At 43.9% G+C, this 15776-nt stretch carries 6 protein-coding genes; 4 read left to right on the top strand and 2 right to left on the bottom strand.

Annotation, left to right across the window (positions count from 1 at the left end; genetic code table 11):
- The first annotated feature begins 21 nt into the window (after positions 1 to 21).
- Both H6F74_RS25325 and H6F74_RS25330 read left to right on the top strand, forming a co-directional pair.
- The gene (locus H6F74_RS25325) at positions 22 to 690 is read left to right on the top strand and encodes an HAS-barrel domain-containing protein (protein WP_190444898.1); all 669 of its coding nucleotides are present in this window, start codon (positions 22 to 24) and stop codon (positions 688 to 690) included.
- 215 nt (positions 691 to 905) lie between these two features.
- A complete protein-coding gene (locus H6F74_RS25330) occupies positions 906 to 3041 on the top strand; it encodes a cation:proton antiporter (RefSeq protein WP_190444899.1) in 2136 nt (711 codons plus the stop codon).
- 255 nt (positions 3042 to 3296) lie between these two features.
- Here H6F74_RS25330 and H6F74_RS25335 read toward each other — a convergent pair whose 3' ends face one another.
- Both H6F74_RS25335 and H6F74_RS25340 read right to left on the bottom strand, forming a co-directional pair.
- Positions 3297 to 3755 (bottom strand): hypothetical protein, encoded by a 459-nt coding sequence (locus H6F74_RS25335; protein ID WP_190444900.1) that lies wholly within the window; start codon positions 3753 to 3755, stop codon positions 3297 to 3299.
- A 138-nt stretch (positions 3756 to 3893) separates the two neighbouring features.
- On the bottom strand, positions 3894 to 6932 hold the full coding sequence (locus H6F74_RS25340) for a valine--tRNA ligase (protein WP_190444901.1): 3039 nt from the start codon (positions 6930 to 6932) through the stop codon (positions 3894 to 3896).
- A 1027-nt stretch (positions 6933 to 7959) separates the two neighbouring features.
- On the opposite strand from H6F74_RS25340, the gene H6F74_RS25345 reads away from it, so the two are divergent.
- Together H6F74_RS25345 and H6F74_RS25350 are read left to right on the top strand one after the other, a co-directional pair.
- Positions 7960 to 13977 (top strand): hybrid sensor histidine kinase/response regulator, encoded by a 6018-nt coding sequence (locus H6F74_RS25345; protein WP_190444902.1) that lies wholly within the window; start codon positions 7960 to 7962, stop codon positions 13975 to 13977.
- Positions 13974 to 15551 carry a response regulator gene (locus H6F74_RS25350; protein ID WP_190444903.1) on the top strand — a complete coding sequence of 526 codons (1578 nt, stop codon included), beginning with the start codon at positions 13974 to 13976 and terminating at the stop codon, positions 15549 to 15551. The genes H6F74_RS25345 and H6F74_RS25350 overlap by 4 nt, the downstream gene beginning before the upstream one ends.
- Positions 15552 to 15776: the final 225 nt, after the last annotated feature.

The raw sequence follows: 15776 nt of genomic DNA on the forward strand, positions 1-15776 counted from the left end.
ATTAGCAATAAATAATTGATTATGCGTCTTCCCTTACCCCAATTTGCTGCTGGCGATCGCTCGCCCAACCATATTGCTGAAGTGATTGAGACGGCAACGACTGAATTCCTGGCACAGTGTCTCGATCCCGAAGACTTGAGCTTCCCAGTCATGCCCCCTTTTGGCAGCTGGGTCAAGTCTACTGATGAAGAATCAGGCAATTTAGTCTATGCTATCGTTTATCATGCCACCACCAGCCCGATTGATTCCATCCACCGGGCGCGGGCATTAGGGCTGTCACTAGAGGAACTGCGAGAGCAACAACCTCAAATCTTTGCCATGCTCAAAACCGAGTTTCGCGCTGCCATAGTTGGGTTTGAGGCACAAGGACAGGGAAATAATGGTTACAAGCGTGTTGGCGGAATAACTTATCAATACCTGCCGCCTCGTCCGCCGCAAATACACCAAGCGGTTTATCGCTGCGAACCGGAAGAAATCATTCACTTTAGCGAACAGCTGGATTTTTTGCGAACCTTATTGCAGGTGAACGGTGCGCCTGTAGAGGCGTTAGCAGGAGCGGCAATTAGAGAAATTTATCAATTACGCAAAGGCGATCGCGACTGGTTAATCAAAGCAGGACGCACTCTGAGCCTTCTTCTCAAAGACGATTACGACAGATTGAGGTATATTTTGAGCCAAATTAATCTTTAGAAAGTTTTGATTTTGGCTTTCTAATTGGTAATAAAAAGGAAAGGGGAAAAAGTCAAGAACTTTTTTTGCCTTTGTCTTTTGTCTATTTCTATAGAGATAGGGCGTAAAAAGCCCTTTTTCTGTAAGATAACTCAAGCAATACAACTGTACTTGCAGCAGCTTTGTTGCTTATTTTTGAGAATGTTGGTTAAAACTAATCCCTAACCTACCTGACTATGGAATCAATTTCAGAAGTTTTAGAGCAACCGATTGTTCCGTTTGCAATTTTGCTAGTGGTCATCTTGACCGTCCCTATGCTGTTCGAGCGGTGGTTGCGGCTGCCAGGATTAGTTGGTTTGTTGGCAGCAGGTGTTGTACTTGGCCCGAACGGGTTGAAGCTGCTGGAAACCGAATCAGAGACGATGAACCTGCTATCAGACATCGGGTTAGTTTACTTAATGTTTGTGGCGGGGCTAGAAGTTGACATTGAGCAATTTCGCAAAACCAAGAATCGCTCGATTGGTTTTGGTACCTTTACTTTCCTAGTACCCCTGATTATGGGGACAATCGTAGGGCGTATCTTTAACTTTGACTGGAATGCTTCAATTTTGATTGGCTCTTTGTTTGCCTCTCATACCCTCTTGGCTTATCCAATTATCAGTCGTTTGGGTGTTGTAGGAAACGAAGCCGTTACTGTTACTATTGGCGCGACAATCTTCACGGATGTTGGGGCGTTACTGGTATTAGCCGTTTGTGTGGGCATTCATGCGGGTGACTTTACGGCGACTAAGTTGTTTACCTTGTTGGTGTCGTTAATTATTTACTCTGCGGCGGTTTTGTTTGGCTTTGATTGGGCTGGGAAAGAGTTTTTCCGACGTTCTGGGAACGAAGAAGGTAATCAATTTTTATTTGTACTGTTGGCCCTATTTCTGGCATCGTTGGGCGCACAGTTGATTGGGGTAGAAAAAATTGTCGGAGCCTTTTTAGCTGGTCTGGCGGTGAATGATGTTTTGGGGGAAGGGCCAGTAAAGGAAAAGGTGCTTTTTGTCGGTAGCGTCTTATTTATCCCGATTTTCTTTGTGGATATGGGGCTACTGATAGATATCCCGGCTTTTATTAAAACGCTCTCTTCTGTCTGGTTAACTCTAGCAATTGTGACGGGTTTGATTGGTAGTAAGTTTTTGGCAGCTTTGTTTGCCAAACTAATGTACCGCTACAACTGGCGCGAGATGCTAACGATGTGGTCGCTGTCGCTACCGCAAGTTGCTGCTACTTTGGCCGCGACGCTGGTGGGCTATCGGGCGCTCAATCCAGCGGGTGAGAGGTTGCTGACAGAAGGTGTTTTAAACAGCGTGCTGGTTTTGATGCTGGTGACGGCAACGTTAGGCCCGCTGATTACCAGTCGGGTAGCGCCTGGGTTGAGTGTACCGGAAACGGAAGCGATCGCAACTAACAAAACTGGACTAGATGGCATAACTGCATCGCCAGACCAACCTTTTACAGTGGTTGTACCTATCTACAATCCGGAAACCGAGAGGAATTTAATGGAAATGGCAGCGCTACTGGCGCGGCATGAAGCGGGAAGGATTGTACCGTTAGCGATTACCACGGCGCACGCGCACATGGACGCACCGCAGTTGGAAGGGGCATTCCAGCAAGGTGAGATGCTACTTGAGAGAGCCACAGGATTAGCCGTTGAACTGGGTGTGACAGCGGTACCATTGCTGCGCCTTGATGACAACGTTGCTCAGGGAATTAGCCGCGCCAGCCGGGAACAAAAAGCGAGTTTAATTGTAATGGGCTGGGGTAGACGCACCGGCTTAAGGGCGCGTTTGTTCGGGAATGTGATTGATAGCGTCCTGTGGTCGTCTCACTGTCCAGTTGCGGTGACGCGGTTGCAGGGTTCGCCATCAGAAATTCGGCGGATTTTGGTTCCGGTGGAAAATTTGACGGGACAAGCGATACAACCGTTGCGGTTTGCCCAAATTCTGGCTGAGGCAAATCAGGCTCAGGTGACGTTGTTAAACGTCTGTAATAATAGAACAACGCCAGCGAAGATAGCGTGGAACCAGTCGCAACTGTCTCTGCTAGTCTCGAAGTGGGCGCCTGGAAGTAACAACATCAACGTTGAAATTATCAAGAATGACAATGTGGCGCAAGGAATTCTAAATGCTTCTAGGTCGGTTGATTTGATTGTATTGCGATCGCTTCCTCGTCGCACCGCTGGCGGTTTGGAAATCAGCGATGTTACTACACAATTAGTTCAGCAACTTAATTGCTCTGTAGTGCTGCTAGGGGAGCCACAACGAACCCAGACTGGTGTCTTTCTACCCAGACATTCCAGCGTTTCCATGCCCCAAATTTCAATTTAGCAAAGGTCAGGATGGCTAATTGGTAATTGTTAAAAGCCATCCTGACCTTTGCTTTTGGGAGCATCCCCTTGAGTGCAAATATACACCCATAGAAAATCCGCGCCTCAATACTCCACAAACGAAGCCTAACGAAAACGGGGTTCCTATTAGCCTGCGTTGGCTCTAGCGGCGCTGCTTTCTTGTAGGCTTGGTACGCGAAAGCCACGCCTTGAGTCGTCAGGCATTTTTACAAGCATTGGGATGCCTGTTCGCTTTTTAACTATTTCCTCTCCTTTTTAAGTCTTCTTCCCAGGCTTCTAGTTGCTTTTTTTTCTGTTCTAGGTCTTGTTCCAATGTTTGAATTTGTTCCCGACGCGCTTCCATTTCTAAATTTTTGCGGGCTAATTCCTGACTTTGTAAAGTTAGGTCTTGCCGCCAGTGTTCAGCGCGTTCGGCTTCCTGCTGTAAAAAGGTGGGAGTAATGCTACTTGTTAGGTACTGCTTCACTAATTCCAAAACCCAATTTTTCGCTTTTTCAATACTATGAATCTGCTGATTTTCACTTACCTCTACTAGAACTAACCAACCGTCGTTCGGGGATTCGATATCGACGGCGGGAATTACATATTCTTTATCAATCACTGCCCAGGTATTCTCAGAGGTTTGTTTGGCAAGGATTCGCAGTTCTACCCCGCCTGACAATTCATTTTTTTGCACTTCGGCAAAATATCGCATTGCTATCTTGTCTTTAAACGAACACGTCTGGGCACCCTAAGTTTACGGGCGTATTATATCGTAAATAACACTTTTATTCCTATACCGCAGGGAATAAAGTGTTATTGAAGCCGGGATACACCACTGTGTCCCTAGATTTTAGAGCCGCTCCAGTCGCTCACGCAGAATTTCTGCCTGTTTCTCCGCTTCGGCTAGTGCGTCCCGCGCCTTTTGCACCACGTCAGGTGCGGCTTTCTCGACAAAATTGGCGTTGCCTAAACGCCCGGAAAGGGATTTGGCTTCTGCTTCAACTTTGCTCAAGTTTTTATCTAGTTTGGCACGTAGTGCGTCCACATCGACGACTCCGGCAAGAGGAATTAAAACTTGGATTGTGCCAACGACACCAGCGATCGCTTTTGGCATAGCGCTTTCTTCACTGTTCGCCTGTTCTGGTGGTCTAAAATCGGTTTCTGAGGGATGGGTGTAGCCAAGTTGTTTTGATGCTATATCCTTTTTGTCAATTTTGCCTTTGTCAATAATTTGTTTAACCCTTGACACTACAAAAAGACAAAAAAGCACCACAAATAAAAATGGCACCAAAAATAAAAATGGTAACAAAATCGGGGCATTGGCACTAGATTTTTCCTTGACAGATGCCGCGAGATTTGGTTCGGTAGAAGAAGGGGCATTTACCTCTGCGGATGAATCCGGCTTTAATATTTCGGTAGACGACGGGGTAGCTTTTGCACCCTTGATGGTTAATTTCTCTACCTTTGCCAAGTCTTGAATATAAGACTCCCCTAAGTTTAGGATATGCCGTTCTTTGTCGCTTTGGGTCTGCAAAATTACTGGCACCTTCACCCCAGGTTTGATGTCAGCTTCTGCCCGAAGATTGCGAATGGTGCGGATAGTGCCGAATAGCAATTCAAATTGCTGTTCTTTCTCCGGGTCGATGAGTGTGGGATCGGCTTCGGGATAAGATTGCAACGCTAAAGCTTTGCCTTCAGCAGCTTGAGTGAGAGTATGCCAAATTTCTTCAGTGATGTGAGGCATGAAGGGATGGAGTAATTTAAGAATCCCTTCCAGCACATAGGCAAGCGTCTGCTGGGCAACTAGCCGCGATGCTGCTGGCGCTTCCGGACGCAGGCGAGGTTTTACCAGTTCAATGTACCAGTCGCAGAAGTCACCCCAAATAAATTCGTAAAGTCCTTTGGCAGCTTCGCCTAGTCCGTAGTTGTCGATGTATTTGCTACTTTGCTGCACTACTTGATGGTAGCGGGAGAGAATCCAGCGATCGCATAATTCCAATGCCTCTGTTGCAGGGTTGCCCAGCTGTTGCGGCGTTTTCCCATCCAGATTCATCATCACAAACCGGGCAGCATTCCACAGCTTGTTAGTGAAATTGCGCGACGCTTCCACCGATGCAGATTCATCCGTCTTGCGATTGTATTCTAGGCGGATATCTTGACCTGCACCAACTACTTCCTTAATCAGGGAATAGCGCAGGGCATCAGTGCCGTATTTGTCAATCAGCAACAGTGGATCGATACCATTGTTGGCAGATTTGGACATCTTCTTGCCGTTCTCATCCAGTACCAAACCGTGGATGTAAACGTCCTTGAAGGGCATTTGACCTGTAAAATGTCCCGCCATCATCGTCATTCTGGCAACCCAGAAGAAGATGATGTCAAAGCCAGTAACGAGGGTAGTGGTGGGGTAATAAGTTGTCAAATCCTGGGTTTGTTCCGGCCAACCTAGAGTAGAAAAAGGCCACAATCCAGAAGAGAACCAGGTATCTAGCACATCTGGATCTTGTTCTATTTTGACATTTTCGCCAAATTGTGCAGTCGCTTTTTCTTTTGCTTCTGTCTCGTTTTGCGCCACCACAAACGGCGTGTTGTCGGTAATTTCGCCACCAGTTTCGCTGACTGCATACCAGGCAGGAATTTGGTGTCCCCACCACAGTTGGCGAGAGATGCACCAATCTTGTAGTTTGACTAGCCAATCCCGATAAACCTTAGTCCAACGCTGAGGAATAAACTCTGGGGAACTTTTATCGTCTAAGAATTGTAACGCCCGGTCAGCGAGGGGGCGAATTTTGACAAACCACTGAGTAGAGAGGAGGGGTTCGACCGGGACTTTACCGCGATCGCTATAAGGAACCGTATGCTTATAATCTTCTATCTTGACCAAAAACCCGTCTGATTCCAGCCGCTGCACCACATTTTTCCGGGCAACAAAGCGGTCTTGTCCCTGGAACTCCCCAGCATTTTCGTTTAAAGTGCCGTCCTTATTCATGATGTTGATAAACGCCAAATCGTGGCGCTTACCCATCGCAAAGTCGTTGGGGTCGTGGGCTGGTGTCACCTTCACGCAACCAGTCCCAAAGGCAGGATCGACCAATTCATCGGCAATAATCGGAATTTCCCGCTGCATAATTGGCAGCATCAGCGTTTTCCCAATCAAATCTCTGTAGCGGTCATCATTGGGATTCACCGCCACCGCCGTATCGCCCAGCATCGTCTCCGGTCGAGTTGTTGCTACCTCCATATACCCAGAACCATCCGTGAGGGGATAGCGGAAGTGCCACAGATTACCATTAACTTCCTTGTTTTCCACCTCCAAGTCAGAAACCGCAGACTGAGTTCCAGGACACCAGTTCACCAGGTAATTGCCGCGATATATCAACCCTTCCTCATACATTCGGGTAAAGGCTTCCAGTACCGCTTTAGATAAGCCTTCGTCCAGCGTGAAGCGTTCCCGCGACCAATCTACCGAAACGCCCAAACGCCGCAGTTGGTTAACAATCGTACCCCCAGATTCAGTTTTCCACTGCCAAGCTTTTTCGAGGAATGCTTCGCGCCCTAACTCAAAGCGAGTTTTACCTTCTTTTTTAAGTTGCTTTTCCAGAATCGTTTGCACTGCAATACTCGCGTGGTCGGTTCCCGGTACCCACAAGGTATTGCGCCCTTTCATCCGGTGGTAGCGGACGAGGGTATCAATGAGCGAACTCTCGAAGGCGTGTCCCATGTGCAAGCTACCCGTGACGTTGGGCGGGGGAATGACGATGCAGTAGGGTTCGCCGGGATGATTCGGGTCTGCTTGGAAGATGTGGTTTTCTTCCCAGAATTTTTGCCACTTGGTTTCGGTGGTTTTGGCGTCGTATTGGCTGGCGAGGGTGGGGATTGTTGCGGTCATGCTGGGAAGACTAAATGAAGAGGGGTTAACTAAATTTTGCCATACGGTAGGGGGGTAAGAAGAATGAACCGCGTTGGCGGAGCCTGCGCGGTTTATTTCTCCAAAAAATCCTTGCTTTTTGGTTTTACCATTTTGCACCATGAATTTTAAGTAGTATTGCCAGAGTTGTTCTTAGCTCGGAAATTATCAAAATTTCTAAATCCCTAAGCTAAACGCTTAATTAGTTATGGTAAATCTTTGACGAGAATCGAGGCTTTTGGTGCAGTTGCAAAGTTCTACAACGTTGACTAATACTATATGACTTTAATGACTCTACGGGTAAAAGTATTTCTGTTCCCTTTTGTTGGCGGTAAGAGTTAATTTCTATCCCATGAAATTTTAGCAATTCTGTTTTTGTTTGGCTGCGTATTTCTTGGCGATGAGTCAAGTTACGCTGAAAAATCACATATTTACCAAACATATTTTAAGTATGAATCTGTCTTTAATATCAACTTCACTAAGGCTTTAGCGTCGCTTGTTGGCGACATTTACTTACCTTTTTTACCTATTCAACTACTTTTTTTGCATATTAGGTACTGAATATCCAATAATGACAATTTTAGTTTATTTGATGCGATCGCGTCCGGGAGACAGGGGTTTGACACTTCCGGCTAGTTGAAAGCTAAAGAATCTACTCAAGCCATTCCGATAATTTTTATGACCGCGCTTCCTGAAACGGCGGATCAAGCCAGAGAGTGGAGTTTTACTGGTCTAGATTACGCCCCGACCGTATGAATGCGATCGCTTGTATATGCTACTAGGCGCGATCGCTTATGTCGTCAAGGGCTGTATTGATAATTTTAGCAAAACTTTACTGTTTGGCAGTGGTTGGTTGGCAAATACTAATTTCTATTTCTAAATGTTTAGCTTTATTTAGCTTTGGAAAATTTGGTGATTGGCTGGGAAATATAAATAAAGCTAGGTAAAATCCGGTACGCATCCATCTACTCTTACGTCAGTTCACACTATCTATTACTTCTAGAAAATAATGCTTACTCTTCCCGCCTACGAACTTACTCAAGTTTTGCATGAAGGTATATCTACAATTATTTATCGCGCTTCCAGACAGTTAGATAAATCTTCCGTAATTGTTAAAGCCCTTAAAGCAGAGTATCCCACCCTGGAAGAGCTGAGTCGGTTAAGACATGAATATAAAATTTTAGAAAATGCAGTAGATATAGAAGGAATTGTTAAGCCCCTAGCTTTAGAAAATTATAACAACGGTTTAGCGCTAATTTTGCCAGATTTTGGGGCAGAATCGCTGAAAAAATATTTAAGCGATCGCTCTCTGGAAGTAACTAAATTCCTAAATATAGCCATACAGCTAGCATCTGCATTAGCACAACTGCATCAAGCCCAAATTATTCATAAAGATATTAAGCCTCACAATATTGTAATTAACCCGCAAACTGGGCAAGTTAAATTAATCGACTTCAGCATTGCATCCAGCCTAGAAAGAGAAAATCAAACGCTTGGCAACCCCAACTTACTAGAAGGCACACTCGCCTATATGTCGCCAGAGCAAACTGGCAGAATGAATCGGTCAATTGACTATCGCACCGACTTTTATTCCTTGGGCGTTACGTTTTATGAAATGTTAACGGGTAAATTGCCTTTTGAAGCACTCGAACCGCTGGAATTAGTACATTGCCATATTGCTAAAGTTCCAGTTCCCCCTCATCAGGTCAATTCACAAATTCCTGAAGCTATTTCAAATCTGGTAATAAAATTATTAGCTAAAACTGCTGAAGAACGTTATCAAAGTGCGGAGGGATTAAAATTTGACTTAGAAACTTGCTTGCTAAAATGGCAAACTACTGGAACAATTCCTAATTTTATACCCGGTAGTGCAGATAAAGCAGGTCAATTACTGATACCACAAAAACTTTATGGTCGTGAAGCAGAAGTTACTACCCTTCTGAAAACATTTGATCGCGTTGCTGCTGGCACGACGGAAATAATGCTGGTATCGGGTTATTCCGGCATTGGTAAAACTGTTTTAGTGAATGAAGTTCACAAACCTATTGTGCGGCAACGTGGTTATTTTATTGCTGGCAAATTTGACCAGTTTAAACGAAATATTCCTTATGCTTCCCTAATTCAAGCTTTCCAATCGTTAATTCTGCAACTGCTAACCGAAGGCGAATCAGAAATCCAAAGTTGGAAAGAAAACTTGTTATCCGCTTTAGGCGATAACGGACAAGTTATTATCGATGTTATCCCTGAAGTCGAATTAATTATCGGCAAACAGCCACTTGTACCGGAACTAGGAGCAACAGAATCTCAAAACCGTTTTAGCCGGGTTTTTAAACAGTTTATTAGCGTGTTTACAACCCAAAAACACCCTCTTGTAGTGTTTCTGGATGACTTGCAGTGGGCGGATTCGGCATCGCTGAAATTAATCGAACTGTTGATAACCGATAGCGATAGCAAGTATTTATTGCTCATTGGCGCGTATCGAGATAACGAAGTTTTTCCCACCCATCCGACCGTCCAGACAATTGAAAAAATTCAAAAAACAGGTGCGGCGGTAAATAATATCGTACTCAGCCCGTTACAACTCATTCATGTTGAAGAATTAATCGCCGATACTTTAAATAAATTTGTTTGTTCGGAATCGCTATCTGTAGAAATACGAAATTTCGCGTCTCTACTTTTCAACAAAACGCAAGGCAATCCCTTCTTTTTAACTCAACTCCTCAAAACTCTTTATCAAGAAGATTTGCTGGGTTATGACTTACACTCAAGTGAGTGGCAGTGGAATATTGAGCAAATTCTGGCGATTGGCATCACTGATTATAATGTTGTTGAGTTGATTGCTAGAAATATTCGCAAACTGCCGGATGAGACACAGAAAGTATTAAAACTAGCAGCTTGTATTGGCAATACTTTTAATTTAGAAATCTTGAGCGTTGTCAATGAAGAAACCACCTTAGTTACTGCCGCACAGTTGTGGTCTGCACTTCAGGCAGGTTTGATTTTACCCCTAAGCAATGATTACAAAATCCCTCTGGTATTTAATCAGGAGGAATTTAGCGAGATTACCTTAACAGATGTCAAGGTTGACTACAAGTTTTTACATGACCGCGTGCAGCAAGCCGCTTATTCTCTAATCCCAGATGAAGAGAAAAAACAAACTCACCTGAAAATTGGTCAATTACTACTGCAAAATACAACGCCCCAAGAACGAAAAGAAAATATTTTCGCACTGGTTAACCAACTCAATTATGGTACTAGCTTCCTAACTTCTGAGTCGGAAAAATATGAGCTAGCTGAACTTAATCTTATAGCGGGTCAAAGAGCTAAAGCAGCAACAGCCCACGATTCCGCCGTTAAATATTTGCAGGTGGGTTTATCTCTTCTAGTGAGAGATAGCTGGAAAAGCCAATATGAATTGACATTAGCACTGCATGAGGAAGCAGCAGAGGCAGCTTTTTTGGGCGGTAATTTTGAAGTAATGCAGAGATTCGTTGAGATAGTACAGAACTCCGCCAAAACGCTGCTAGACAAAATTAAAGTGTATGAAGTCCAGATTCAAGCTTATGTTTCGCAGAACAAGCTACTAGAAGCAGTTAATATAGCGTTAGAAGTTTTAAAGCTGTTAGGGGTGGAGTTTCCCCAAGAGCCAAACCCGTCAGATATTGGGCAGGCACTAGGGGAAACTGCGGCAATTTTGAATGGCTTGCGAATTGAGGATTTAGTTGACCTGCCTCAAATGACCGATCCCTATAAACTAGCAGCCATGAGGCTTTTATCAAGCATCTTTGCGGCTGCATACATTGCTGCGCCGGAACTGGTGCCTTTGACTGTGTGCAAACAAGTAGATTTATCCGCCCAATATGGGAATGCTTCCGTTTCTCCCTTTGCTTATGCCAATTATGGTCTTCTTCTTTGTGGAGTTGTGGGAGATATTGATTCAGGTTATCAGTTTGGTCAATTAGCCTTAAGCCTATTGTTAAAGTTGAATGCTCAAGAAATCAAAGCCAAGACACTCCTCATAGTAAATATATTTATCCGGCCTTGGAAAGAGCATCTGAGAGAAACCTTAGAACCTTTGGTGTCAGTTTACTCTAGCGGATTGGAGACCGGAGATTTACAATATGCTGCATTTGGTCTATTGATGTACTCCTATTTAGCTTACTTTAGCGGCAAAGAACTTATTGCCCTTGAAAGAGAGATGGCAATCAACAGAGATGCTATTCATAAAATCAAGCAAGAAACAGCGCTTCATTATATAGAAACCTATTGGCAGGCTATTTTAAATCTGCTCAGTAAAAGTGAAAATATTTGCTGCCTAAAGGGCAAAGCCTGCGATGAGCAGATTAGGTTGCCATTACACGAGCAAGCAAACGACAGATTGGGAGTTGCTTACATATATTGGAACAAATTTTTACTTAGTTACTGGTTTGAAAATTACTCAGAAGCGATTGAAAATACTGCCATAGCAGAGAAGTATTTAGACGCACTGATAGGATTACCCCCTGTTCCTCTGTTCCATTTTTACGATTCTTTGGTGCGGTTAGCGGTGTATGCCGAGCGCTCAGAGTCAGAGCAACAGGAAATCCTCGATCGCGTTCAAGCTAATCAAGAAAAAATGCAAAAATGGGCCCATCATGCCCCAATGAATCATCTGCACAAATTCTATCTAGTAGAGGCAGAAAGGCATCGGGTTTTAGATCAAAAAGTAGAAGCGATCGTACATTTCGATCGCGCGATCGCTCTTGCTAAAGAAAACGAGTATATCAACGAACAAGCATTAGCTCACGAACTTGCTGCCAAATTTTATCTGTCATGGGGTAAAGAAAAAATTGCCCGCACATACATGACCGATGCTTATTATGCCTATAGCCGATGGGGTGCTTTAGCTAAAGTCAAACATCTAGAAGAAAAATACCCGCAATTAATAGCGCGATCGCTTGTCACAGAAACATCCCTTGGCTTCGACTTCACTGCAACAATTGCCAGTCTAACCACTACAGGTAGCCAGGCAGAAATTCTGGACATGGCATCGGTAATGAAAGCGTCTCAAGCCATTTCCGGCGAAATTGTCTTAGAAAACCTGCTAGAAAAATTAATGAAAATATTGATAGAAAACGCAGGTGCTGAAACTGGCTTGCTCATTTTATCAAAGCAGGGTCAATTCTTCATAGAAGTAGCCGGGAATAAAGAGGAAGTAAAAGTGCTGCGATCGCTTCCTGTATCAACCAGCCAGCAGCTACCTGTCTCAGTAATCAACTACGTCACCAGAACTCAAAAAGATTTCGTTTTAAACGATGCCGTTCAGGAGAAAATATTTAACACCGATCCTTACATCATCCAAAATCAACCAAAATCTCTCCTGTGTGTCCCCATCATCTATCAAGGCAAGCTAACTGCCATTCTTTATTTAGAAAACAATCTAATTGCGGCTGCATTTACGCCGAAACGGATAGAAGTTCTACGGATATTATCCTCCCAGGCGGCAATTTCAATTGATCATGCTCGTTTGTACACCGATTTAGAAGTAGCCAATGCGAGTTTAGAAGCGAAAGTAGAAGAACGAACCCAAGAGTTACAGGAAAAAAATGTGCGTTTGCAAACAGCAGAAACAGTCGCACAATCTGCCAACCGTGCCAAAAGTGATTTCCTCGCGAGTATGAGCCACGAACTCCGCACGCCACTTAATGGCATATTGGGTTATGCTCAAATCCTCAAACGCGACAAAACTATAACTGACTCGCAAAAAGATGGTTTAAACATCATTCACCAGTGCGGCGAACACTTGCTGAACTTGATTAATGAAATTCTAGATTTATCCAAAATCGAAGCTAGAAAGATGGAACTTCATCCGACAGAATTTCATTTTCCAGAATTTCTAGAAGGCCTAGCTGAAATCTGCCGCATTAAGGCGCGACAAAAAGGCATTTCATTAATTTATGAACCGATTACATTACTTCCTACCGGAGTCCGAGCCGATGAACAAAGGTTGCGCCAAGTATTAATTAACTTGTTAGGAAATGCCGTAAAATTCACTCAAGCTGGCGGAGTTGCTTTTAAGGTAGGTTATCACGAAGGCAAGATTCGGTTTCAAGTGGAAGATACGGGATTGGGGATGGCACCAGAGCAATTAGAAGAAATATTTTTGCCCTTCCATCAGGTGGGAGACCACAACCTCAAAACTGAAGGAACTGGATTGGGATTGGCGATTACCCGTCAATTAGTTGAGTTGATGGGTGGCAAAATCAAAGTAAAAAGTACCTTGGGTAAAGGTAGCATTTTCTTCTTTGACCTAGACTTGCCGGAAGCCTCTGACTGGGCCGATAATAGGAAAGAAGACAAATTAAATATACAAGGTTTCAAAGGCTATAAACGCAAACTTATCATAGCAGATGACAAAAAAGAAAATCGCTCACTATTGGTCAAAATGTTATCGCCTTTAGGGTTTGAGATTGTGGAAGCAACAGATGGCCAAGACTGTCTCAATAAGGCTGAGCAATTGAATCCTGATTGCATCTTGATGGACTTGATGATGCCTGAGTTGAATGGGTTTGAAGCCACCCGAAGGATTAAGCGATCGCCAGAACTAAAAGATGTGGTAGTGATTGGCACTTCCGCCAGCGTTTTTGAGTTCGATCAGGACAAAAGCAAGGAGGCGGGTTGCAACGATTTTCTACCCAAACCTATTCGAGTAGAAGACCTGTTAGACAAGTTAAACGTTCACTTAAACTTGGAGTGGGTTTATGAGGAAGGCAATAATGAAAATGCAAATATGCACGCAGAAGAACATTCGCAGGATACTAGACTCAAAACTCAGCATTCGCTTGTAGTCCCCCCTACAGAAGAGATTGCTGCTTTGTTGGATTTAGTAATGATGGGCGATCTCAATAGTATTATCGAAAGAGCGGTTAACCTAGAAAAAAAAGATGTGAGGTTTGCACCTTTTGCCAGAGAAATACAGGAATTAGCTAAAGGTTTTCAAGTTAAACAAATACGCGGCATCCTTAAAGATATAGGAATAAATAAATGAAAAGCACAAATACTGATAACGGCGTAATTTTAATCGTTGATGACAATCCAACTAATTTAAAAGTGCTGTTCAAGTTTCTGGCTGATTCTGGCTTCAAAGTTTTGGTAGCTGAGGATGGCGAAGATGCTATTGATCAGGTGAATTATGCACTGCCAGACCTCATCTTATTGGATGTACTCATGCCTGGTATGGATGGCTTTGAAACTTGCCGCCACTTAAAAGCTAAGGAATCAACGAAAGAAATTCCCGTGATTTTTATGACGGCGCTTTCTGAAACGGTGGATAAAGTTACAGGCTTGAGTCTTGGAGCCGTAGACTATATTACTAAACCACTTCAGCATGAAGAGGTTTTAGCCCGTGTCAAGATTCATTTAAGTTTGCGAAACCTAACTAAAAAGTTACAATATCAAAACGTGCGTCTTGAAGAGGAGATTGAAGAGCGTGCAAAGGTAGAGGCAGCTCTCTTAACGCTCACTTGTGAATTAGAAATACGAGTTGCAGAAAGAACGGCTGAACTTTTCCAATCAAATCAGCTGTTGACGGGATCGAATCAGCAGCTGAAACAAGAAATCCAAGAACGCATCACTACGGAAACTGCATTGCAGAAATCAGAAGCACGTTATCGAGAACAAGCCAATCAGCTAGAACTTGCCTTTCGCAAACTTAAAGAAACTCAAAGCCAATTAGTTCACAGTGAAAAAATGTCCAGCTTGGGACAATTGGTTGCAGGTGTGGCGCATGAAATTAACAATCCTGTCAACTTTATCTACGGCAATCTTACCCACGCGCATCATTATAGCCAAGACATTCTCGGACTTTTGAAGCTCTATATTAAGTATCTTCCGTCACCGCCGCCGGAGATTCAGGAGTACGTTGAGGCTATAGATTTGGAGTTTTTGATTGAAGATTTGCCCAAATTACTGGCTTCGATGAAGGTGGGAGCCGATCGCATCCGCGAGATTATTCAGTCCTTGCAACATTTTTCCCGCGTGGATGAAGCCCGAATGAAGCCAGTGGATATTCACACTGGGCTGGATAGCACGCTGTTGATTTTGCACAATCGGTTTAAACCTAGTGCTAACCATCCAGGTATTCAGCTTGTCAAAGAATATGGCAAGCTGCCCCCAGTAGAGTGTTATGCAGGGCAGCTCAACCAGGTGTTTATGAATTTAATTGCCAATGCAATTGATGCTTTGGAGGATTATGACAAAAACCGATCGCCCGAAGATGTTTACTGTTCCCTTAGCTTAATTCGGATTCGCACGGAAGTAACCGATGGTAATTTCGTGACTATTCGGATTGGGGATAATGGCCCTGGTATAGCACCTGAAGTACGCGATCGCCTATTCGACCCGTTCTTTACAACCAAACCCCCAGGTAGAGGCACTGGTTTGGGCTTGTCTATTAGCTACCAAATTGTCGCCTCCAAACACGGTGGTCAGATAATGTGTCTTTCAGCGCCTGGGCAGGGAGCCGAGTTCATAATTAAAATTCCGATTCGACGACAGCCTCTGGAATCCGCTTGCCAATTAGGTAAGTTGGAAAAAAGCATAATGCCAGCTAATCTCCGGTAACTGTCTACCGAATTCTGCGGGGCTAAAGCCCCGCAGAAAATTACGCAATTCTAAGTAACTTGCTTTTTAGCTTTATTATCATCGCTAACTTCGTGAGAAACTTTTTGCACAAAAGACTGACGACCTAGTTTGTGGGGATTTCCCCAACTTCAATACACACCAAATTCCTTATATTCAGGAGCGGCAAAAAGCTTTAGCTTTGTTTAGAAGCGATATTTCCTTACC

The sequence above is a fragment of the Trichocoleus sp. FACHB-90 genome (genome assembly GCF_014695505.1).
GTDB lineage: Bacteria > Cyanobacteriota > Cyanobacteriia > Cyanobacteriales > FACHB-T130 > Funiculus > Funiculus sociatus.